Source organism: Photobacterium damselae (genome assembly GCF_003026815.1).
Classification (GTDB): domain Bacteria; phylum Pseudomonadota; class Gammaproteobacteria; order Enterobacterales; family Vibrionaceae; genus Photobacterium; species Photobacterium damselae.
Map to the genome: position 1 here is coordinate 174431 of NZ_PYOG01000003.1, position 22727 is coordinate 197157.

Consider the following 22727-nt stretch of genomic DNA (forward strand, 5'->3'; position numbering starts at 1 on the left):
TAGCGTAAGATTTTTCTTAGCCATAAAAAGAAGGGATAAAATAAAGAATGGAAGAAGATCAAAAAAGGCGCAATATATTATACGCGCCTTATCTATCGAATCGTTTTAATAATCAAAAAATGCCGAACTGTCCTTAGCTTAGCGTTGATTAATATTCATCGTAGTCAAAATTACTGAACTCTGGACCGTCATAACGCTGACGAGTAACCCGACGCTTCTTCTTGCGTGATGCATTACCAAAATCTTGGAAATCATCATCATAATCCGTTTTGAACTTAGACTTACTGCCCTTAGAAAATTTTTGGTCTAACTTAGCCATTTTTGTATCCTGAAATAGATCCAGAGAAAGTAATTAGATAGAAAACCGCATTGGCATAGTGATTTTCTAATATCAATAATAGACTAAGGTTAATGACAGTCTGATGAAAAGTCCTAGTATTCAACCAGATTAATAGTCTTAACCCGTCTTGGGCTAAGACTAATTCAGTTTCTGACTGACTGTACAACAAGATTTTTTTATGATGTTAAACAGTTATTCTGATGTACTGATTTCGATCACAGAATTAAACGGAACCTCAACAATAGCATCGATAAGTTCACGTTTTTCATTATCGTCACACCAAACTAAATACAAACTTTGCTCCATAACTGGGGCATCTTCGACCAAAAATAATTGTTGATTAGCCACAGCATCGGCAACGATAAGAGAAGGTAAATACCCTACACCACCAGAGCCAATCAGGTAATCTAGCGCCATTTTACTTGAGTGAGTATGAAGCACTGGTGTTCTTTGCAATTCAGCAATACGACTGTGTTCAACTGAAAAACGTGTACCCCAATCTAGATATACTAACGGCAATTGACGAACTTGTTCTAATTCACAGTTTTCGCAACTTGAAACCAATTGCAATTGGTAGTCGCGCACTTTTGCAACCTTTAATTGTTCAATTTTAGGTGGCTCACTGGTTAAAAACACATCAATATTTCGATTAAACAGCTTTTTCGCCATCCCCTCACGAGCAACTGACTCCAACCGTAAAGCTAAACCAGGTACAGCACCGTATACGCGATTAATCCAATCTGAAATGCCATCAAATTCCCACAATAACGGCGATGCACCTATTGCGATTTGGCTATTTAAATTTTCAGATAGCGCAACATCTTGCTTGGCTCGTCCCCATGTTTGCAAAATCGCCTCAGCATAGGGACGTAATCGTTCTCCTGCCGCAGTTAAATGAACATTACCACGTTGGCGAGAGAATAATGGGTTACCCAACTGTGACTCTAACTGACGGATACGAAAGCTTACTGCCGACTGAGTCAGATACAAATTATCCGCCGCACGCCCAAAATGACGCGTTTTTGTGACTTCTAAGAAAGTTTTAAGTAATTCTGTATCCACAAAGCGATTCTCAAGGTATATAAAGACAATTGATATATTAAGCGTTTTGCCTAACTTTCTGTTAAGTGATAGTACATCCTAATTGCATCGACTTTAATAAGAATTTTATATCAAAACAACAAAAATAATTTGATTTACATAGTTTCCACTCTGGATAAATATCAGCGCAAATTACATCAAGGACTTTATGAATGAGAAGTGAAGGTAAATTTTACGACGATAAAAATTTCCCACGCGGCTTTAATCGATCTGGCGTATTTACAATTAGTGAAGCCACTGTACTGGAAAATTATGGTCGCACTATGAGGGGATTGTTCGAGGGGACACTCTTGCCTGTCGATGAGTCGGAGCTTCAATTTGTTGCCGAAGTAAAAGGTCAACAAGAAGCTATCTCTGATTTTGGTAAATGTTGGCTTAAATACCTAAATCAGACTAACCATAAAGTTCGCAGCTACACCCTTTGCGTATCACAACGCTCTAAAGGGTCGTACGGCGAAGATGACGATGACGGAAGCGATGTTGATAACGATATCGACTACTAATCGCTAAAGGGACTCAGTCCTGTCATCACAAATGAATTAAACGATAAGCCATCCACCTCTGTGCGATGGCTTGTTTCTTATTATGCGCCCGACTTTTGGGCCGATATTTTGGTATTGCTATGAAAATTTGTTTTGTTATGTATCCGTGGGACCAAGTTGAACCAGAAACTGATTCAACACTTCGTCTGATTCACGAAGCAGCAAGTCGCGGTCATACGGTTGCAATTACAACACCTAATAATTTAACAATGCGCGACAGTATGGCGATTGCATTCTGTCATGTGTTGAAAAAAGGTGATGTATCTAACAACATTCCAAGTTTTTACCGTAAAGCGGAATTTAACCAAGCTCAGCTACCTCTAGCAGGTTTTGATACTATTTTCATGCGAGCTAACCCACCGCTAGACACAATGGCGCTTAACTTCTTGGATTCAGTTCGTGACGATACTTTCATCATGAACGATATTGATGGTCTACGTGTAGCAAACAACAAGCTATATACAGCATCACTACCCGATCCAAACAATGAATTTATTCCAGTCACTCACGTATCAAAAAATCGTGATTACTTAGAGCGTGTATTGGATGAATCACCAAATGATCGCATGATCCTAAAACCTCTAAACGGTTACGGCGGCAAGGGCGTGATCTTGGTAGAGAAAAGTGCAAAATCAAGTGTGAAGTCTCTACTGGATTTCTACATTGGTGATAATAAAAACTACGTTATTCTTCAAGATTACATTGAAGGTGCCGAGCAAGGCGATGTGCGTATCATGATGCTAAATGGTGAGCCTATTGGTGCTATGCGTCGTGTTCCAGCTCAAGGCGACGTTCGTTCGAATATCCATGCAGGCGGCCGCGAAGTAAAACATACGCTAACTAAACAAGAAATTCGTCTATGTAAGCATATCGGTCCAAAACTGGTTCGTGACGGTCTGTACTTTGTTGGTCTTGATGTGATCAACGGTAAATTGGTTGAAGTTAACGTACTAAGCCCTGGTGGTATCACACGTATCAACCGTCTAAACCGCGCTCGTCTACAAGCTGATGTTTTAGACTTTGTTGAAAGTGTTGTTCGTGCAAAAGAAGTAAGTATCGCGCGTAAGACTGCATTCCGTAAGGTAATTGAAGATGCTTCAACTTTCTGAGTCTCAAGTGCTGGAGAAGATCCAGCACCTTGTTCCTTTTGAAGCTCAACTTGATGACGGTAGTTTAACTATTCGTATCAGTGAGTATCAGCCTTATATTGCAACGGCGATTCACCACGGTCATAACCTACGTGAAGAGCTACTTGCAAAATGTGCGCTATCAGAAGAAGAACGTTATTTTGAAGAAGATCCGTTTACTGGGGACTTTATTACTTCCCTACCGATCATTCTTCAAGGCGAAGATTCGCGTTACGAGTATGACTTAAACCGTGCTCCAGATAACTGTATCTATGAAGATGCTTGGGGCAAAGAGGTTTGGACTGAAAGCTTAACTGAGCAAGAACGCCAAACAACTCTTGAAAAACACGCTCGTTACTACCGTATTCTTAAATGCTTAATTGAAACGTTAGAGAATAAGTTTGGCTTATGTTTGTTATATGATATTCACTCATATAACTACCAACGTATTGAGCGAGAAGTACCGACCTTCAATTTAGGTACTGAACAAGTTAATTGTCGTCGCTGGCGCAAAGAATTAGATGTACTGCTTGAGCACTTAAATGCAATCGAGCTACCTAATATTGACGTAGTCGCGAATGAAAACGACGTGTTTAAAGGAATGGGCTACCAAGCAACCTTTGTTAAAGAGAACTTTAGCAATACGTTGATCATGCCTCTTGAAGTGAAAAAAGTGTTCATGAATGAGCAAGCAGGTGATGCTTACCCACTTGTGATCGATAAACTGAAAGAGTCGATGAAAACAGCCATTACTGAGCACGCTGCATTTACGATTAATAAGCGAACTAAGGCAAAAGGATTAACCAGTAGCGATCTACTTGCTTCTAGTCTATCCAAAGAAGCCATTAAGCTAGATCGCCAGCTGTATAAAATTGCTCGTGGGTTAAATACATTAAGTTATATCAACCCAACAAACTTAAAGCAGGAAAAACGTCGCTTTCTAAGTAAACCTCACACTTATGTGCCTCAGTTTACTTATCGTCAGCTAGACCTGGATCCTTATAAGTTTCGTGAGCAACTATACCGTTTGCCTGTAGAAGATATCCGTGATGCAGACGTACAAAAAATGTACCGTCGTGTTATTGATCAGCTAGCAGTACGTATCGACCTTTTGTGCACTATCGGTACTGATGAGTTTCTGTACAACTCGCTTCGTTACTATGGTCAGCCAGATGAGCGAGATATTGCTAACGCTAAGTTTATTCTTCACGCTTGCGAATATGCAAAACAAGAAGAAGCAACGATTAATGCCGCAGGTGCGATACAAGCATTTAAAGAAGCTGCCGCAGATTATGGTCTACCTTGTAAGATCGTGATGTCTAAGCAGCTGATTGCTCGTGCGTTAGTAAGTGGTAAAACAGTTAAGGTCAATCCTAACAGTACATTTAGCAAACCAGACCTTGAAGCTCTGATTCACCATGAGTTAGGAGTTCACTTGGTGACATCGGTTAATGCTGAACGTCAACCATTGCGCGTACTGCAATTAGGTTTGCCAGGTAACACGCACACACAAGAAGGCTTAGCAATCTTATGTGAGCATCTATCAGGCAATTTCCCATTACATCGTTTGAAAACACTAGCACTGCGAGTGGTAGCGGTTGACATGATGGTAAATGGCGAGAGCTTTAACGATACCTTTAATACGCTAAAACACGATTATGATGTCAGTGATGATGAGGCCTTTACGGTAACAGCTCGTGCCTATCGTGGCGGTGGTTTTACTAAAGACTATTTATATCTTCGTGGTTTGAAAGACGCAATTAAAGCGTATCAAGAAGAAGATTTAACATCATTGTTTATTGGTAAAACTGGGTTTGAATTTAAACCTGTGCTTGATGAATTAATTGAGCGTGGAATTTTAAAACAACCTGAGTTTTTGCCTAAAGCATTATCAATGAATGCAGAGCTTGATCCTGTTATGGAGTTTATGCTCAGCTCTATTCGATAAAAACTCTTACAAAAGCGACTTTCGAGTCGCTTTTTGTTTGCCTGCCCTTTCGTTATACTAAGCAACTCACTTATGTTTGATTCTCAACTTATTGAGAATGAAACTTATCACCATGGACACGGTCTCAATAGACTCATCTATTATTTTTCACTAAACGGTTCTTTATGCAACGACCTTCAAATAAACACAATTCCGCCTACTTCATGTTATGCATGGTGGTATTTGTCGTTGCATTCTGTTTCAGTCAACAAGCTGGCTGGCGTTTATCTTGCTCTAACCCCACATCACAGAAAACAACCGAGCAACAAATCCAAACTAACGAGCAATCCTCACCGCCCATTACTGAGAAAAAATGCAGCTTAAGTGATCATCTTCTGCAATTATCTCAACATATGTTAGAAGGATTACTCTTTGTTATCAGTTTCATCTTGATCTTACAAATCATGGTGTTAGCTTGGTACTACTCGGTTCCAATTTTAACCGAGCCAATACCCCAAACTCGACGGCTTCATTTAACCTTGTGTGTATTTAGAGAATAAATAACACCGATAACAAACAACAAATCGTTATTTATTTTTTGGAGATTTAAATTGAAAACATTACGCTTTACTAAGCCCTATTTTGGTTTAGTGATTATGACTATTTGGGCACTAATGATGTCCTTATCAGTACACGCAAGTACACTCACGACAGGATGGGTTCATAATCCTCAACACCCTCCAGTTGCCGTTCGTTTAATGCTAACTGGTGAAAAAAATGAAGCAAATAAAACCGTAGAAGGCTTACTCGAAGTTAAGTTAGATAAAGATTGGAAAACCTATTGGCGTTCTCCTGGCGAAGGGGGTACCGCGCCATCTATCAATTGGGAGTTATCAAGTAACCTCAATAGTGTGGATTGGCATTGGCCCTTACCTAAACGTTATGAATTCTTAGGTGTGGAAACATTAGGCTACAAACACGATGTCATTTTCCCAATGACATTCCACCTAGATGACATGAATAAGCCTGTATTTCTCTCTGGCAAGCTGACTATGTCATCATGTACTAGCATCTGTGTTCTTACTGATTACGAGTTATCACTTGATTTTAATCCAGAGAAACTTGTCCCATCTGTCGATGCTATGGTGCTATACAATAAAGGTAACAGCCTAGTTCCTAAACCATCTACCGCAGTAGAACTCACACAAGTATCTTATGATGAAGCCAAAAAGATCGTATCTATTGTTGCGACCAATAAAGCAGGATGGACGAATCCCGATGTTTTTGTTGATGGGCAATCTAAACCCGTAAAACAAACATCCTTTTTAACACCAAAGATTGATGTTTCTGGTGAACAGCTTATCGCCCAAGTTCCTGTAAGCAGCTGGTTTGGTACACCAAAATTAGTTGGTGAGCCACTATCGGTCACTATCACAGATAAAGATATCGCTGTTGAATTAAGTAAAACTGCCGACAACAAACCTGTTATTGCTTTACAAAACGATAGCTTACTTAAAGTTATCGGCTTGGCACTGCTTGGCGGACTCATTTTAAACATCATGCCGTGTGTATTACCTGTATTAGGAATGAAGCTCAGCAGTGTCATTTCAGCTAAAGGGCTTGAACGTCGCCAAATACGAGCTCAGTTTATCGCTTCGGCTCTTGGTATTTTAGTTTCATTTTGGTTATTGGCAGGCTTTTTGGCTCTGCTTAAAGTATCAGGGCAAGCCCTTGGGTGGGGTGTTCAATTCCAAAGCCCATGGTTTATTGGTGCTATGATGATCATCACCGGACTATTTGCAGCCAATATGTTGGGCCTATTTGAGATTCGCCTCTCAAGCAATACCAATACCTGGTTAGCAACTCGTGGTGGTAACTCCTATGGTGGTCATTTTGTTCAAGGTATGTTTGCTACCTTGTTGGCGACGCCATGTAGTGCGCCATTTCTTGGTACTGCAGTAGCTTTTGCATTAGGAGCTAACTACCTTAACTTATTTGCTATTTTTACAGCACTTGCAGTTGGTATGGCTGCGCCTTGGTTACTCATCGCCTTATTCCCTCAGCTGGCTAATGCACTACCAAAACCCGGAATGTGGATGAACACAGTTAAAACGATTTTTGGCCTAATGATGCTTGTTACCTCTCTTTGGTTACTGAGCTTAATGGCTAACTTCTTTAGCTTAAAAATCGTTATCGTAATTGGTGTTATTGCTCTTGCCCTACTGCTATCACAACTGTGGCGTATTAAAGGTAAAAGAGCCACTCTGCTTACGGTCGGCTTCTTAATCATTGTAACGGCGATAGGTTTGATTATTGGCAGTTTAACCGCAGACAAATGGGCCAAACCGCTACCACAAGATCATCACTGGACACCTCTAAATGTTGAGCAAATCAAACAAGATGTGGCACAAGGCAAAACGGTTTTTGTTGATGTGACAGCTGATTGGTGTATTACCTGTAAAGCCAATAAGGTTGGCGTGATCTTACAAGAGCCTGTCTATTCAGCACTTGACCAAGAAAATATTGTGTTAATGCGAGGTGATTGGACAAAACCATCCGATTACGTCACTAATTTCTTACAGTCTCATGGCCGTTTTGGCGTACCATTTAATATTGTTTATGGTCCTGCAGCACCGAACGGTATTGAATTACCTGTGATCTTAACATCTGAACAAGTATTAGATGCATTAAAACAAGCTTCATCTAAGGAGTAACTTTTGCCCAAACCGTCAACAAACAAGAATCGTTTGTGGCACTGGGGTAAAGAACTGATATTGATGATTGTCTTACTGACGATCATCAGTATTGGCTTAGATCTTTGGCGATCACAACAAATACCAAAGGGCCAAGAGCCTATACTCAATGTAATAGACATCAATGGTGAGCAAATTAATTTAGCCAAGTTAAGTGCAGATAAGCCTATTATTGTTTATTTTTGGGCAACTTGGTGTTCTGCTTGCAAAATAACGTCACCCAGTGTGAATTGGCTAGCTCAAGACTATCCAACGATATCTATTGCCATTCGCTCAAAAGATAATGAAATACTCAAAGCATACATGAAATATCATGATTATGACTTTAAAGTTATCAATGACTTAAACGGTTCGATATCAAAGCAATGGGGAATCAGTGCGACACCAACTATTATGGTGGTTAAGCAAGGTAAGATAGTCTCAATAACGACTGGTGTTACCTCCCCGGTAGGGATTTGGCTTCGTTATCATCTTGCTTAGAAGAGTTCTTAGCTTATAAACAACAAAGCCGCTAGATAGAATCTCTACTAGCGGCTTTTTTTATGCTTTGAAGTATACCCAAGTGACTTCAAGATACGAGGTTACTTGGGTATATATATTATTTAGGCATACGGCGAATTTGCCAAAATGTTCTGCGCCAATACGGATTATCTAAACTAGAGATAATAACGCCTTTAGAACGTGACGCATGTAAAAACTCAGAATTACCTAAATAAATACCAACATGTCGAGAGTTTCTTCCTGTTCGGAAAAAGACCAAGTCTCCTTCTCTAGCATTGGCTCTCGATATTTTCTTACCTTTTTTAACCTGTTCTGCTGTTGTTCTTGGTAACGCCAAATCGTAAACATTTGAGTATCCAACTTGAACAAAAGCAGAGCAATCAATACCCCGTCGAGTAGTACCACCATAGCGATAAGGCGTACCTTTCCAACTACGATATACACTACTAAAGCCACCCGATGCTTGAGGCTTGGTTTTATTTCCTTGATTTAAACTAGCAATCAAATTACCAATTTGATCAGGTTGATTTTCTGTATAATTTGCAGAAGCTTGTTTATTCGACTCTGATTGAACGCCTTCGGTTGAAGAACATCCTGTTACTAACGACACTAACAAGCCCACAAAAAGAAATGTTTTATTCCTATTAGTCTTAATCACAACTAACCCTGTTTTTTCTTTTTCATTCTTTGTGACAACGTATTATGGACTAATGATAGCAAGAAATCTTGGTGACGCTCCGCAAAATAGCGAGATTTTAACAAAAACCATAAAGAGCTTAATAAAGAACACCATTCAAAATAGAAATTAAAAAAAAGGCTTGTTGATACAAGCCCAAAGATCCACACAACAAAATTTAATTCACATTAAATCCACATAAAAATAACATCTAGAGCACAATTACACATGACCCAATTAATGTCACTTTAGAATAAATTTATTTAGAGTCACTTCTCACTCAAATAACTGCTTTTAACAACAAAGGTCGAACTTGACCCAAAATCTCAACAATATAGATTCACATCACTAACCTTTGTGATCAATTAAATATTATTTTTTAATCGGTTATGTTAATAATAAATATATGGATATTGTTCATAAAAGGAGTTTATGTGCTTGGTTTTATCCGTCTTGTGATTGTCACAATCTATATAATCGTCATGGCTATCGTCGGCTTTATCTATTGCCTTATTAATCACCCTCGAGATCCAAAGCATGTCTATACTTTTTGTCGCTGGTTTAACCAAATACAAAAGATTATTGGGGTAGAAGTGGAACAAAGGGGGCTTGATAACGTACAAAATATAACAAATGCTGTTTATATTTCGAATCACCAAAGTGTGTATGACTTTGTCACCTCTCCTGGAATGCTTCGCCCAAGAACAGTCTCCATTGGCAAAAAAAGCTTATTATGGATTCCCTTTTTTGGCCAACTGTACTGGATAACGGGTAATATTCTGATCGATCGTGAAAATAAAACCAAAGCACGTAATACGATAAAACAAGTTGTTGAAGCAATTCACCAGCGAAATCTTTCGGTTTGGGTCTACCCAGAAGGGACTCGTAGTAAAGGACGGGGATTATTACCATTTAAGTCTGGAGCATTTAGGATGGCGATGGAAGCCAATGTTCCGATTATTCCTATGTGTGTCAGTACAACCCACAATCAATTTGATCTCAATAGAAAAGATAATGGTCGTGTGATTTCTGAAATGATGGAACCGATTGATATGACTCTATACCAAACGATGTCAGCGCGAGAGTTAGCCGACTATTGTCATGGATTAATGGAGCAAAAAATCGCACAGTTAGATGATGAGTTGAAACAAGAAACCATAGCAAGAGAAAGCGTTAACTCTTTAAATTGATTCTTAATATAAAAAAATCCAGAGCCCCACAGGCTCTGGATTCAAATCAATATCTAAAATAATAAATTATAGGTAAAGCTTAGCAACATCAGCAGGCTCGGCTTCAACGCCTTCTAGCTGAGCATTCCAGTTTAGACCAACAAGAACACCATCTTCTGCTAGTGTAATCATCCAGTCTTCAAGGAAGATATCTAGTGGTAATTCACTTGGGAAAAACTCTGCCCACTCATCAGAACACTGTGCTTTAGCATCCGCTTCGTTTGACCAGAAAGGCATCACTTCTGAATCTTCAAACTCAGAAGATTCAACAGATAGCCACTCACCTTCTTCATTGCGCAAAGTCCATACTAGACGCGTTTCTTGTGACTCAGTAACAAATAGCTCTTTGTTTGCTTGGATATCTGATGTTAATTTAGACATGGTTTTAAACCTTTAGTAATCACATTCGTGCTTGTCGAATATTCTACCAGACAAACCCAATAATCCCCAATATTCTTCACCCTTACTTTTTCAAATAGCAGAGCCAGAACATTCTATTTAGATCGGTATATTGAAGCTATTCGGGTATGAAAAATCGAATCTCTAGCAAATATTTCTCTTATTGATAGATAACAACAAATACACTTGGGGAAGTAATTAATTAAGGGTAGAATACGCACTTCATCAACACTGGTTTTCCCAAAGCCAATACTTTCTGTTCTGTTTTAGGTATCCAAATGCAGTCAAGTCGAGCTGGTAATGCGCTTGCGGCTTTTTCATTTATTTTATGGGGGATTCTTCCTCTGTATTATCAATACTTGCCACAAGCTGATATCAATGAGCTTCTTGCACTAAGAATTATCTTCTCTGTGCCATTTATGCTTATTGCCATGTTACTACTAGGTAAAAAACTTCCTAGTTTATCTGAGCTATTGGCAGATAAAAAATCACTCATAATGTGTTGTATTGCAGGCATAGTGATGTGTGTTTCATGGTACGCTTTTACTTGGGCGATGACCCATGGACAAGTTTTAGCTGCCAGCTTGGGTTATTTTATCAACCCACTATTTGCTATCTCTCTTGGCGTGATTTTTTTAAAAGAAAAGTTGAGCCCAGCACAATTAGCCGCAGTAGTATTGGCAGCCGCCGGGATCAGTTTTCAAGTCTGGTCATACGGTACTTTACCTTGGCTGGCACTTGTCATGGGTTCTTTCTTTGCTATCTATGGCTTAACAAAGAAATACATTAAATACGATGCCCTCACATCGGTGACATTAGAAGCTGTTGTTCTTACTCCATTTGCAGTTATCTACATGATTTATGACTATATGAGTGGCAGCAGCGTAGCGTTAACCTCGGGAATGTCTACATTCTGGCTTTATGTGGGTTCTGCGCCTGTTACGCTTGCCCCATTAATCTTTTTTGCATTAGCGATCAATCGAACCAGTTTAACTATGGTTGGATTAATGCAATATATTGAGCCAACGTTACAACTTTTACTTGCAGTATTCTTATTTGGTGAAATTTTTGATCACACCAAAGCGGTCAGTTTTGGCTTTATTTGGCTTGGATTAATTTTGTGTGGTGTTGAAGCAATGGCTCGATACTACAAAAAGAAAAAACGTCCACCAATGCAAATGTTGTAAACTCTCTCGATAGCGTTTAACTGGATAAAATGTATGTCTGAGCTTCAAAAAATCCAACAACAATTGCGTGACTTTGCTAACGAACGTAACTGGGAACAATTTCATTCGCCGAAAAACCTAGTGATGGCTCTAAGCGGTGAGGTTGGTGAGTTAACGGAAATTTACCAATGGCTCACAGCTGAGCAAAGTGAAAACTTATCAGCAGATAAAAAGCAACATGCCAGCGAAGAGATGGCGGATATCATGCTCTATTTGATTCGTCTTGCCGACAGAAGTGGAATCGATCTTATTGCTGCTTGCCAAGCTAAACTAGAAAAAAACGCACAAAAATATCCGAGTGATAAATGTTATGGTTCAGCTAAAAAGTATAATGAACTATAACAATAGAAATAAAAAAATAGAGCCTTTAATTGGCTCTATTTTTTTATCATTTATGGCCTACGCCGCGATTTTCCTTTGGTAAAAAGGCTATCTTGCCAAATCCTAACTTACGGAAATGGCTATCACGAAAATCACGAACTGCTTTCGCACTTGAGGAAACCATCTCAACTTGCAGCTCCATCTTAAGGTAACTGGTTAAATCGATACCTTCTGCTGCTGCAACTGCCTCGTGAATATTGCGGAACTGATCGTAAGTAAATGAGATCTGCTTTTCTTCATTCTTATATGTATAAACAACCGTACGAGCCATAAAGCCTCCGCTAAAATTAAAGGAGGCGAATCTACCCTATTACTAAAGAAAAATAAAGTCACAAACCACTTTTAAGCTTCGATTAACTTCTGCGCGACAATCTCTTCAAGGGGCATTGGCTTGTAATAGTAAAAACCCTGAACATAGCGAACACCCAATAAAGAGATAAAGTGAAGCTCATCGTCAGTCTCAACCCCTTCTACAATAATTTTTGCATTCGCAACTTTACCCAGCTGCACAACAACACTAAAAAGCTCTTGTCCTTTTATAGAGTTAAGATTTAACACTAATGATCGATCAATTTTAATTTTGTTAAATTCAAAACGAGATAAATACGCTAACGATGAATAGCCAGTACCAAAATCATCAAGGGCAACAGATACGCCAAGTAATTGTAATTCTTTAATAATCTCCGATGTTTTATTTTCATCTTGAACTAATAGTTCTTCAGTGATTTCGACCTCTAGTTGATGGAAATCTAGCGAACTTTTATTAACAATTTTCGCAAAATTAAAGACAAAATCTTTGGTTAATACGGTTGTTGGCGATACATTAATCGACAGCTTAAAATCTGGATTTTTCTCAGCAAGTGGCGTCATCATCTGAACCGAACGCTCAATAACCCAAAAATCAAGTTCAGGCATTAAACCAAGCTGAGTAAATGACGACAAAAATGTAGGTGGTCGAATATTGCCATCACTGTCGCGATATCTAAGCAGCGTTTCCATAGCTACTACTTTTTTACTGTGTATATCCACTTGTGGTTGAAAATACAAAATAAACTCTCCTTCTTGCTGAAGCTTCTCAACTTCGCGTTGTGCTTGAAGGTTTTTATGTAGTGATGGAATAAAACTGGTTAACTTACTTTTTGCCTCTATTTCATCAGACGTAAAGAATCGATTATTAAAAATAGAGGTGACATCAACACCTAAACTGCGTTTATCCATAAACTTAAAAAATGGATAATATAAACCAATTCCAATAATAATAATGATGAGCTGTAACAAAGCACCAGATATTGCCCCTGTGCCAAGATAACCACTCACTAAAGGCGGCATAATCCAACTCTGTACGGTGCTTAATGGTGGAACCAACCCTATTGCAATCGCCCCATAAGCCACCACAAAACTAACCATTGGTACCAATAAAAATGGAATGATCATAATCGGATTAAAGATCACGGGAATACCAAAAAGTATCGGTTCATTAATGTTAAATAAGCTGAGAATAAGCACTGTTTTGGCTAGCGTTCGGTAATTACGGCTACGAGCAAATAACAAAATACAAAGAACTAGGCTCAATGTATTACCACTACCACCAATACCAGTAAAAAAATCATAGAAGTTAGTACTAACTATGTTCAGATCGACACCAAAATTCTGCCAGTCAGCAATATTTGCAGTTGTTAAACTGTACAGCTCAGTTTTATACATATGCAGAACATTATGACCATTAATACCAAACGACCAGAACACCCCACGTAAAAACTCGTACAGTAATCCGTCAGTAAATGATAAAGGATTTAGCTCTGGCAATATTGAAAAATGAAAATCTATACTTTCAATGAGACAATGAATACCAGTACTCACACCAACCATAACAATAATGGATACTGCGCAAATAGAGATAATATGACCAGAGTTATCAATCGCACTGGTAAAAGGATCTACTCTAAAAATAGGTAAATTTTGCGCTTTAAATATCAAATGACAACTTAAGTAGGCCGACAATAAAGCTAAAGCAAAACTATTGGGTAGCGGCACAGCAACCGAAATAAGGTTCCATTGCTGGGATACTAAGAAAAACACCACGAGTGAAGTGGCAATCGCAACGGACTTTGGAATTCGTTTGATTGATGCTAGATATGACGACAAATAGATATTAATCAAAATAGGGAACATTTGTGCAATCATTTGGCCAACATAGCCAGTGGTTATTGAAAGTGTGTCCCATCCCATTTTTTGCGAGAAAATTGCAGTCAAATCACAGAATGTTGAGATCAAAGAGATCGGCAACGCCATCAAAAACACATTCGATACTGCAACAAGATACTTATTTGATGATAGATTAGACAGTAATTGAGAAAGTGTCATAATCGCATTGCCTTAACGCCCATTAGCTAAATAAACCTCTATAAAACCCTAACTATACAAAATTTTTTATCGTTTTTTCACAAATAAACTTAATGGTTATGACAAATGGATTTCATAACAAATGAATGATATCGGTTGCACTTAAATTGATGCTAAACCGATTAAAACGCATACCTTTATTTCTGTACCAATTTATTTGTTATTTTCACGACCCATATCAGATTATTCACCCATTTTGAGTTGTTGTTGCCTATTTTTTTCAACATCACAACGTGAACTCAGACTCAGTATCTACACTTATTTCTCTTTTATCTCACACAAATTATCGCTATTAAGCGCAAAAAATTCCTGTAGTAAATTAGCTTACAAATTCAATCTTAAATTTAAGACATTCAATAGGTTAGTAATCATTAAACTTAAATCATTCATATAAACTTAGCGTTTAGATCGTCTCAAGGTGTTGTTATGTCTTACCGTTCACTACCTTATATTCTGTATACGGGACTTGTTTTTCTTCCTCTTAGCGTCCCCTTCCCTTCCCATTCTGCCGAAGGCGTTGGATTGGTATTTCAAAGCACGCTGTTAGATATTGGGGGAAATGGTGGTGGCGAGTTTGGTGAACGCTTGTGTCCATCAGGGTTATTAATGACCGGATTTGATTTTTATAATTCAAACACAGGAGGTAACTTAGATGGTAGAGCATTACGCGGGCAATGTTCTCAAGCAACGGTATCTGGAGGCACTGCAACATTAACAAGAGCCGGTGAAACACCATGGGGAGGTCCAGTCTCTGGTACACTTTATTCAGGCTCCTGCCCTGCAAATCAGGCGGTGGTTGGCGTAGATGCACAAACGACAACTTGGCCGGTCATGGGATGGTTCCGACTCTATTGTGCTCCTGTGGCGTTTAATACAACGACTAATAAATTAGAAATAGGAGCCGCTCCAGGAGGACCATCAACAGGAAGAATTGGCCCTAACTTTGGTTATGGTGGAACCTATTATAATCGAGTTGTCGCTCCAGCAGGCCAAGCGTTAGGAGGTTTTAATGGTCGCTCAGGAGCCGCTCTTGATAAAGTTCGCTTTAGAGCTTACTCATTTGTACAAGCCAGCATTACGCTAAACGCCAGTGTTATTTCAGGTTCAGCTCTTCCTACCGATTTTACGCTCATTGCAACCGATTCAAACTCGATCCCCGCGGTATTTAGCCATGGTGATACTAAGGCGATGACCCCCAGTAATTATACTTTTACTTGGACCGGGCCTGCCGACTATGAATTGGTGTCTTTCTCTTGCGCAGATCCACTTAGCGTTACAAATGGCAACAGCTACAACTGCACTTATACTTTTCGCTCAACCAAAGTAGATTATGGCGATGCTCCTATCAGTTATGGCGGTTTAACAACAGCAAGTCATGGCTTTGGGAATAGTGCTATTTATCTTGGTAGCGTTGAGCCCGATTTTGAAGACGATCGGTTTACCAACGGTATCGACAACTCTCTTAATGCCACCGATGATGATAGCGAAGGAACGACGCCTAACGATGAAGAAGCATTAGTCCCTGGTTTTATTGTATTAAACAGCAGTGCTAATGCTACGTTATACAGCTTAGCCATTCCTTGTAATGATTTCGATGGTTCTGATTTAGGCGCAACCGTATATGGCTGGATTGATACAGATAGAAATAACAGCTTTGACAATGATGAATTTGCTTCTGCCAGCTGTAATGATACATCAGCCACATTAAACGGTAATGCCATTCTCAGTTGGAGTAACTTAGATATTTCGACGGTATCTGGTATGAGCTATATTCGCTTAAGAATTACTACATCGAGCTTATCTGCCAGCGATCAACTGACAAACGCAGCCGATGGTGAAATTGAAGACCATCAATTTGAATTAATTAATCAAATAACCTTACGAGGAACCGTTTTTGAAGATAACAGCGGTAACGGTTCAGGTATTGCGCACAACGGCATTATTGATGGTAACGAACAAGGTATTGGTAATGCAACGGTGGAAGTTGTACTAAATGATACAGGTGTTACTGGATACAACCTAGGAGATGTCATTACCAGCAGAAAAACATCGGGCAATGGTCGCTATACCTTTATTTTACCCGTTGAATTTTCAGGGAAAAATTTAATCATCAGAGTACGCCCTGTTGCAACGTTAATTGATATTAGTGAGAGTGACTTATCAGCAATTCCCCAAGCATCGAGTACCAGTGTCACCGATTCTGAAATCAATATAAATGCACAAGCGGGCGATGATATCGATGGGTTAAACTTTGGCAAAGTCCGAGAGCCCATTATGGAACCTAACCATTATGTTGAGATTATCCCCAACCAAACCATCACCTTAAACCACCAATTTAGATCGTACACCGATGGTAACGTAACATTCAGTTTAGTGGATACCGAAACAATCCCAGCGCAACCTCAGTGGAGTGCAATTTTATATCAAGATCTCAATTGTGATCAGCTTATTAACAGTAATGAAGTGAGAATTACAGCCCCACTCACGGTGACTGAGTCTTCACAAATCTGCTTAATCAGTAAAATATTCTCTCCTGCTAACATTTTCAATCAAAGCAAATTTAGCTATAAAATTCAAGCAGATGTAAACTTTGATGATCCAGCCACTACCAACCATAATATTTCGCGTCGCCTTTATAATACAGACACAATCAAAGCCATATATGGTGGTTCAGGACAATTAGAACTTAATAAAACAGTGCAAAATTTAACGCAAAATGGGACGATTGCAACAGCCAATACAGCAAAACCTGGTGATATTTTGGAATATCGTATTATCTTTACCAATGTGGGTAATGCCGATATCAGCGATCCACAAATATTTGACTCGATACCCAAACATACAAGAGCTCAAACTGCCATTAGTTGTGGTGGAAATGTGCCAACAAGTCTGTCGTGTAATGTTTCAACTCCAGATGGAACAAATAATACGGGCTACCTAGGAAGTATTTATTGGAGCTTTACTGGAGCACTAGCATCGGGTGCCAGTGGAACGGTGAGTTATAGAGTGGTTATTGACTAAACTGGTTGAAATAAAAACAAGAAAACAAAGTTATCCACTGTTTCTGTGTATAACTTTGTTGAAATAGCAGGTACAAAATATTCAATAGCGATCTAGTCTTCGATCTCTTTAAAATAATGAATCACTTGATTTTCACTGCCTTTCCATACGAGAGAAGGGTCATGCTTATCTTGTTCAAATTTACCATCGACTAATACATCGATCAGCGCCACAACTTCTTGTTGGGCTTGAGTCAGATTCGCTAACGTATAACCTGTCCACATCCAAATGTCTTTACCAACACATTCAGCCCGTACCCGTTTCACCAATTGTAATACGGACTCTACGTTCGCTGGATGTAATGGGTCGCCTCCAGAAAGTGACAAACCTCGACGTTTAATACGCGTGTCATTAAGATCAGCAATCACACGATCTTCCATCGCTTGATCGAATGGATGACCAGAATCTAATCGCCATGTACTCTGGTTATAACACCCTCGACACTGATGCTCACAGCCCGACACAAACAAAGTTGCGCGTGTACCTGGGCCGTTAACAACATCAACTGGATAGTAATTATGGTAGTTCATGACGGTTCTTCTTTGGTTTATAAACTGTTTTTAAAAACAATAGAAGCGCCCGAGAGCGCTTCTTATTTTAAGATCAAGGCTTAAAATCTTGAATTACATGTGCTTAACGCGACGCTTAACTTCTTCTTGCTTACCGAAGTTAAACGGACGTGCATCAGGGCTACCCAAGTAACCACATACACGACGAGTTACAGATACTTTTGATGGCTCATGGTTACCACATTTAGGACAAGTAAAGCCTTTACTGGTACACGAGAACTCACCTGTAAAGCCACACTCATAACACTCATCAATTGGTGTATTCGTTCCGTAATATGGAACGCGAGAATAGCTGTAATCCCACACATTCTCTAATGCTTCAATATTGTGTTGAATGTTTGGATATTCACCGTAACAAATAAAACCACCGTTCGCGATTTCTGGATAAGGCATCTCAAAATCAATCTTATCGTATGGGTTTACTTGCTTTTCAACATCTAAGTGGAAGCTGTTTGTGTAGTAACCTTTATCTGTTACACCATCAACCACACCAAACTCTTTCGTATCTAACGCACAGAAACGACTACATAAGTTTTCACTTGGTGTGCTATACAGACTAAAGCCGTAACCCGTTTCCTCTTTCCACGCATCAGTAGCATCACGTAAGCGCTGAACAATAGCTACTGCTTTTTGGCGTAGTTCTTCATTATCGTATACGTGAGTTTCATTACCATATAAAGCGTTAACTGTCTCATGAATACCGATGTAGCCAAGAGAGATAGATGCACGACCATTTTTGAAGATTTCAGAAACATTATCATCTTCATTCAGACGTACACCACATGCACCTTCCATATATAGAATAGGAGCAACACGAGCTTTAACACCCTCTAAACGTTCAATACGAGTATCTAGAGCGCGACGAGCCAACTGTAGACGCTCATCCAATAAAGTAAAGAAGCGAGCTTCATCGCCTTTAGCTTCAAGCGCAATACGAGGAAGGTTCAAACTAACAACACCCAGGTTATTACGACCTTCGTGTTCTAGCTCGCCTTGTTCATTTTCATAAGGACCAAGGAAACTACGACAACCCATAGGAGTTTTAAATGACCCTGTCACTTCAACTAATTTGTCATAGTTAAGAATATCTGGGTACATACGTTTAGATGCACACTCTAATGCCAGCTTCTTAATATCGTAATTAGGATCGCCTTGCTTATGGTTTAGGCCATCTTTGATAGCAAAAACAAGTTTAGGGAATACCGCTGTTTTGTGATTTTTACCCAGACCAGCAATACGATTACGTAAAATAGACTGCTGGATCAGACGAGAAGCCCAAGTTGTACCAAGACCAAAGCCAAAGGTTACAAATGGCGTTTGACCATTGGCTGTATGTAGTGTGTTTACTTCATACTCAAGAGATTGGAACGCATCATAACACTCTTTTTCTGTACGAGCTTTGGCAAACGCTTCAGGATCAGCGATACCCCACTCATTCGCAACAGCTAGATGCTTGTCATAACTCACTTGAACATAAGGAGCCAAAACTTCATCGATACGGTTAATCGTTGTACCACCGTAAATATGACTTGCGACTTGAGCGATAATTTGAGCCGTTACTGCTGTTGCCGTAGAAATTGATTTAGGAGTATCAATCTCTGCGTTACCCATTTTAAAACCGTGAGTTAGCATGCCATTTAGGTCAATTAGCATACAGTTAAACATTGGGAAAAACGGCGAGTAATCGAGGTCATGGTAGTGAATTTCGCCTAACTCATGAGATTTAACGATATCGCGCGGCAATAAATGTTGTGTCGCATAGTGTTTAGCAACGATACCTGCAAGTAAATCACGCTGAGTAGGGATTACTTTGCTGTCTTTGTTTGCGTTTTCATTCAGCAAAGATGCGTTGCTTTGCTCAATCAAACCGCGAATTTCATTATTTAGACGGCTTTTTTTCTCACGCGAGATATCACGATCATGACGATATTCAATATAAGCGCGAGCAACTGCTTTATGTGGACCTGTCATTAATTGAGTCTCAACTGCATTTTGAATTGCATGAATCTCAACTTCTTCAGCGTTAACAAATTGTGCTAAAACAGCCTCTGCTACTGTTGTTGCGTAAGCCTCATCCATACTGATGTTTTCTGAATCGCTGATTGAACGCGAGGCACCTAATACAGCCTCTTTTATGCGTAAAACATCAAAAGATACACGGCAACCATCACGCTTTATTACTACAGGTTTCACACAAGGCTCCTACTCATCCACAAAAAAAACGTAGCCCCCATAAAACACAAAATATAGTTCTATATATATGGGTGACTACAATATGTAGGGTATTAGGCGACATTTCGCAGAAAGAAACATTGATCAAGATCAATTTTAATTATTGGCAGTTTGTCTTGTGAGCGATGATTTTGAAGCACTGCAGATTTTTAAATGTAAGAATATTTTGCATTCCAGATGTCAATGGAATTATTTGAGTTTCTCCCCAAAAAAGTAAAAAAATTTGCTTGATTTTTAAGAGATCATGTAGGATTTAAATGATAATAAAAAGATAGAAGATTGTTAATATGACAACATTGCCACTACGCAATAGTTTAGAACGCGCTGTTTATAAAAATCTCCAACAGGGAATACGCTGGTGCTCGGCCATTTCTCTCATAGTTATGGCAATGATGCTGTTTACACTAAAAACCATGTCTATTGATAAAGAGCTATTTGATTGGGAGCCCTCTAGTTACCAATATAGCTTTCAGCTAGTCATTTATGTGGCAGGACTCTTTAGTTTTTCTACAACACCTCATCGATACTGGCGTTATGAGTGTGATACATACGCAATCTTGTTTGGTCTTAGCTGGTCTATTGCCATTTATCATATTGCAATCATTTATCAGTCTTTCTTAAGTGCAAGTATCTTTGCCAATCTACTCATGATGGCAGCACTATTAGCCTTATATTCCCGTACTCAAACACTCTATCTTGCCGTTACACCGATCTTTCTTATCAGTAGTTGGAGCTATTTTGTTCGTGATGACTACGCTATCCTAATCGCACTACAAGAAACCACAGCGACTATATTAATTATCGAAACCGGTCGTAGAATTCTTTCTCGATGGTTTACAAGAAGTGTAGAACGCGATGTTGAGAATAAACGCCTACTTAGTGAACTCACTCAGCTCGCTTCCAGAGATCAGCTGACCAATTTATATAATCGTCGTTTCTTTGAATATGAACTTGATAAGCAAACTGTACAAGCAAAGCGTTACAACATTCCTTTCTCCGTTATTTTAATCGATATTGATTATTTCAAACGCTATAACGACGCTCTGGGTCATTTACAAGGTGACGAGTGTTTAAAAATCGTAGCAAAAGTGCTCAATGCAAGCTTGCTCCGTGGGGCTGATTCTGTTTCTCGCTATGGTGGTGAAGAATTTGTCGTGATCTTGCCCAATACTGATATTGATGGTGCCATACTGGTTGCGGAGCGGATACAGTCCAATATGGCTAAAATGGTCATCCCTCACCCTGACTCAGAGATTAGTAATGTCGTTACTTTAAGCCAAGGTATTGCGGCATGGAAGAATCACAGAGGTCCAACTCAGCTAATAAAAGAAGCGGATAATCACTTATATCAAGCAAAAGAACTTGGTCGTGCGCAATATAAAGCCGCTTAAGCTAATACTCGCTTATATAGCGTTAAGTCCTAATGTTACTACAGCTGAAGAATTGCGTATTATGTCTTGGAATATGCAATGGTTAAATCATCATGCTTCTTCGCCCGTTTTGCGAGATACCGATGATTTTTCGCAGATAAGAAGCATAATCGAACAGGTCGATCCTGATATTTTGGCTTTCCAAGAGGTAGGAAGCTTAAAAGCCATGACTATGGTTTTACCACTTAAACAATACGATATTTTACTTTCATCCCGTGCTGATCATCCAAGATATACATTCCCTAACACCAATCAATTTACAGGCTTTGCCATTAGAAAAAATATTCGGTATCGAGAACTCCCTGACTTTACTAAGATCAATCTGAATAAAAAAGGCTTACGATATGGCAAGAATCTCAAGATCTGGTGGCAAGATCAGCAAATACATTTACTCAATATTCATTTAAAAGCAGGATGTAAACAGAGCAAGAGATCAAAAGCATGTCGCCAACTCAAAAAACAGCTAAAGCTTCTATCATTGTGGTTAAAAACTCGGATTGAAAATAATCACTCTTATATTCTTCTCGGTGATTTTAATTATCCTCTATATACCAGTTTAAACAATAAGAAAGAAAAACAACATAACCACTGGTTTTTCAAACAATTAGGAATACCGACCACAGCCTTAAAACAACATAAAACCTCTTTTTCCTGTCAAATTAAAATCCACCATAAAAAGAGTCGGCTTATCACTTATACCCAACCAATCGACCACGTTATCTCAGATAAGATCAATATTTCAAAACTAGAAACTTATCAATACACAAACAAAGAAATGAGCAGCAACCAGTTATCTGATCACTGCCCCCTTTATTTTTCAATACCGTAATC

20 protein-coding genes are annotated in these 22727 nt (G+C 39.1%); 12 read left to right on the plus strand and 8 right to left on the minus strand.

All coding sequences use genetic code 11. The annotated features are described in order from the left end of the window. Positions 1-148: 148 nt before the first annotated feature. Both CTN07_RS22750 and hdfR read right to left on the minus strand, forming a co-directional pair. The gene (locus CTN07_RS22750; protein WP_005304414.1) at positions 149-319 is read right to left on the minus strand and encodes a hypothetical protein; all 171 of its coding nucleotides are present in this window, start codon (positions 317-319) and stop codon (positions 149-151) included. A 213-nt stretch (positions 320-532) separates the two neighbouring features. Further along, a complete protein-coding gene (gene hdfR, locus CTN07_RS05200) occupies positions 533-1402 on the minus strand; it encodes an HTH-type transcriptional regulator HdfR (RefSeq protein WP_005304412.1) in 870 nt (289 codons plus the stop codon). 191 nt (positions 1403-1593) lie between these two features. On the opposite strand from hdfR, the gene CTN07_RS05205 reads away from it, so the two are divergent. From CTN07_RS05205 to CTN07_RS05230, 6 genes are all read left to right on the plus strand, one after another. Further along, positions 1594-1944: a MaoP family protein gene (locus CTN07_RS05205; RefSeq protein ID WP_036765472.1), complete on the plus strand. Its 351-nt coding sequence runs from the start codon at positions 1594-1596 to the stop codon at positions 1942-1944. Positions 1945-2063: 119 nt separating this feature from the next. Beyond that, a complete protein-coding gene (gene gshB, locus CTN07_RS05210; protein ID WP_036765470.1) occupies positions 2064-3092 on the plus strand; it encodes a glutathione synthase in 1029 nt (342 codons plus the stop codon). After that, entirely contained in the window at positions 3076-5058 is a 1983-nt protein-coding gene (locus CTN07_RS05215) for a flavohemoglobin expression-modulating QEGLA motif protein (protein WP_005304405.1), read from the plus strand. The genes gshB and CTN07_RS05215 overlap by 17 nt, the downstream gene beginning before the upstream one ends. Before the next feature lie 164 nt (positions 5059-5222). Then, complete coding sequence (locus CTN07_RS05220) at positions 5223-5597, plus strand: hypothetical protein (protein WP_050787810.1); 375 nt, start codon at positions 5223-5225, stop codon at positions 5595-5597. Positions 5598-5693: 96 nt separating this feature from the next. Continuing rightward, positions 5694-7751, plus strand: a complete 2058-nt coding sequence (locus tag CTN07_RS05225) for a protein-disulfide reductase DsbD family protein (RefSeq protein WP_050787835.1) — start codon at positions 5694-5696, stop codon at positions 7749-7751. Positions 7752-7754: 3 nt separating this feature from the next. Further along, positions 7755-8270, plus strand: a complete 516-nt coding sequence (locus tag CTN07_RS05230; protein WP_036765468.1) for a protein disulfide oxidoreductase — start codon at positions 7755-7757, stop codon at positions 8268-8270. A 118-nt stretch (positions 8271-8388) separates the two neighbouring features. Here CTN07_RS05230 and CTN07_RS05235 read toward each other — a convergent pair whose 3' ends face one another. Continuing rightward, complete coding sequence (locus CTN07_RS05235; RefSeq protein ID WP_107183683.1) at positions 8389-8901, minus strand: NlpC/P60 family protein; 513 nt, start codon at positions 8899-8901, stop codon at positions 8389-8391. Between the two features lie 500 nt (positions 8902-9401). Between CTN07_RS05235 and CTN07_RS05240 the strand changes: the two genes are divergently transcribed. Beyond that, positions 9402-10157, plus strand: coding sequence for a 1-acylglycerol-3-phosphate O-acyltransferase (locus CTN07_RS05240; protein ID WP_005304397.1), 756 nt, complete (start codon positions 9402-9404; stop codon positions 10155-10157). A 66-nt stretch (positions 10158-10223) separates the two neighbouring features. On the opposite strand, the gene CTN07_RS05245 is transcribed toward CTN07_RS05240, so the two are convergent. After that, a complete protein-coding gene (locus CTN07_RS05245) occupies positions 10224-10577 on the minus strand; it encodes a DUF2750 domain-containing protein (protein ID WP_005304393.1) in 354 nt (117 codons plus the stop codon). A 296-nt stretch (positions 10578-10873) separates the two neighbouring features. Here CTN07_RS05245 and rarD point away from each other — a divergent pair, with 296 nt between their 5' ends. Beyond that, positions 10874-11782 carry an EamA family transporter RarD gene (rarD, locus tag CTN07_RS05250; RefSeq protein WP_005304390.1) on the plus strand — a complete coding sequence of 303 codons (909 nt, stop codon included), beginning with the start codon at positions 10874-10876 and terminating at the stop codon, positions 11780-11782. Between the two features lie 33 nt (positions 11783-11815). Further along, the gene (locus tag CTN07_RS05255) at positions 11816-12163 is read left to right on the plus strand and encodes a nucleotide pyrophosphohydrolase (RefSeq protein ID WP_036765465.1); all 348 of its coding nucleotides are present in this window, start codon (positions 11816-11818) and stop codon (positions 12161-12163) included. A 46-nt stretch (positions 12164-12209) separates the two neighbouring features. Here CTN07_RS05255 and CTN07_RS05260 read toward each other — a convergent pair whose 3' ends face one another. Both CTN07_RS05260 and CTN07_RS05265 read right to left on the minus strand, forming a co-directional pair. Further along, complete coding sequence (locus tag CTN07_RS05260) at positions 12210-12473, minus strand: DUF2960 domain-containing protein (protein ID WP_005304389.1); 264 nt, start codon at positions 12471-12473, stop codon at positions 12210-12212. A gap of 71 nt (positions 12474-12544) precedes the next feature. Further along, a complete protein-coding gene (locus CTN07_RS05265; protein WP_005304386.1) occupies positions 12545-14566 on the minus strand; it encodes an EAL domain-containing protein in 2022 nt (673 codons plus the stop codon). Between the two features lie 465 nt (positions 14567-15031). Between CTN07_RS05265 and CTN07_RS05270 the strand changes: the two genes are divergently transcribed. Beyond that, on the plus strand, positions 15032-17626 hold the full coding sequence (locus CTN07_RS05270) for a GEVED domain-containing protein (protein WP_005304383.1): 2595 nt from the start codon (positions 15032-15034) through the stop codon (positions 17624-17626). Between the two features lie 92 nt (positions 17627-17718). On the opposite strand, the gene nrdG is transcribed toward CTN07_RS05270, so the two are convergent. Both nrdG and nrdD read right to left on the minus strand, forming a co-directional pair. Next, a complete protein-coding gene (nrdG, locus tag CTN07_RS05275) occupies positions 17719-18195 on the minus strand; it encodes an anaerobic ribonucleoside-triphosphate reductase-activating protein (RefSeq protein WP_036765462.1) in 477 nt (158 codons plus the stop codon). Between the two features lie 93 nt (positions 18196-18288). Continuing rightward, positions 18289-20427: an anaerobic ribonucleoside-triphosphate reductase gene (nrdD, locus tag CTN07_RS05280; protein ID WP_036765459.1), complete on the minus strand. Its 2139-nt coding sequence runs from the start codon at positions 20425-20427 to the stop codon at positions 18289-18291. 326 nt (positions 20428-20753) lie between these two features. Between nrdD and CTN07_RS05285 the strand changes: the two genes are divergently transcribed. Continuing rightward, the gene (locus tag CTN07_RS05285; protein WP_005304378.1) at positions 20754-21857 is read left to right on the plus strand and encodes a GGDEF domain-containing protein; all 1104 of its coding nucleotides are present in this window, start codon (positions 20754-20756) and stop codon (positions 21855-21857) included. Further along, positions 21835-22725, plus strand: a complete 891-nt coding sequence (locus CTN07_RS05290; protein WP_005304375.1) for an endonuclease/exonuclease/phosphatase family protein — start codon at positions 21835-21837, stop codon at positions 22723-22725. Before CTN07_RS05285 ends, CTN07_RS05290 begins: the two co-directional genes overlap by 23 nt. Positions 22726-22727 lie beyond the last annotated feature (2 nt).

Bases quoted from the DNA above. Each gene is read 5' to 3' on its own strand.
- CTN07_RS05265 (WP_005304386.1), bottom strand. From the start codon at position 14,566: ATGACACTTTCTCAATTACTGTCTAATCTATCATCAAATAAGTATCTT.
- CTN07_RS05270 (WP_005304383.1), top strand. From the start codon at position 15,032: ATGTCTTACCGTTCACTACCTTATATTCTGTATACGGGACTTGTTTTT.
- rarD (WP_005304390.1), top strand. From the start codon at position 10,874: ATGCAGTCAAGTCGAGCTGGTAATGCGCTTGCGGCTTTTTCATTTATT.
- CTN07_RS05255 (WP_036765465.1), top strand. From the start codon at position 11,816: ATGTCTGAGCTTCAAAAAATCCAACAACAATTGCGTGACTTTGCTAAC.
- CTN07_RS05205 (WP_036765472.1), top strand. From the start codon at position 1,594: ATGAGAAGTGAAGGTAAATTTTACGACGATAAAAATTTCCCACGCGGC.
- CTN07_RS05220 (WP_050787810.1), top strand. From the start codon at position 5,223: ATGCAACGACCTTCAAATAAACACAATTCCGCCTACTTCATGTTATGC.
- nrdG (WP_036765462.1), bottom strand. From the start codon at position 18,195: ATGAACTACCATAATTACTATCCAGTTGATGTTGTTAACGGCCCAGGT.
- gshB (WP_036765470.1), top strand. From the start codon at position 2,064: ATGAAAATTTGTTTTGTTATGTATCCGTGGGACCAAGTTGAACCAGAA.
- CTN07_RS22750 (WP_005304414.1), bottom strand. From the start codon at position 319: ATGGCTAAGTTAGACCAAAAATTTTCTAAGGGCAGTAAGTCTAAGTTC.
- CTN07_RS05215 (WP_005304405.1), top strand. From the start codon at position 3,076: ATGCTTCAACTTTCTGAGTCTCAAGTGCTGGAGAAGATCCAGCACCTT.
- CTN07_RS05225 (WP_050787835.1), top strand. From the start codon at position 5,694: ATGACTATTTGGGCACTAATGATGTCCTTATCAGTACACGCAAGTACA.
- CTN07_RS05285 (WP_005304378.1), top strand. From the start codon at position 20,754: ATGACAACATTGCCACTACGCAATAGTTTAGAACGCGCTGTTTATAAA.
- CTN07_RS05245 (WP_005304393.1), bottom strand. From the start codon at position 10,577: ATGTCTAAATTAACATCAGATATCCAAGCAAACAAAGAGCTATTTGTT.
- CTN07_RS05260 (WP_005304389.1), bottom strand. From the start codon at position 12,473: ATGGCTCGTACGGTTGTTTATACATATAAGAATGAAGAAAAGCAGATC.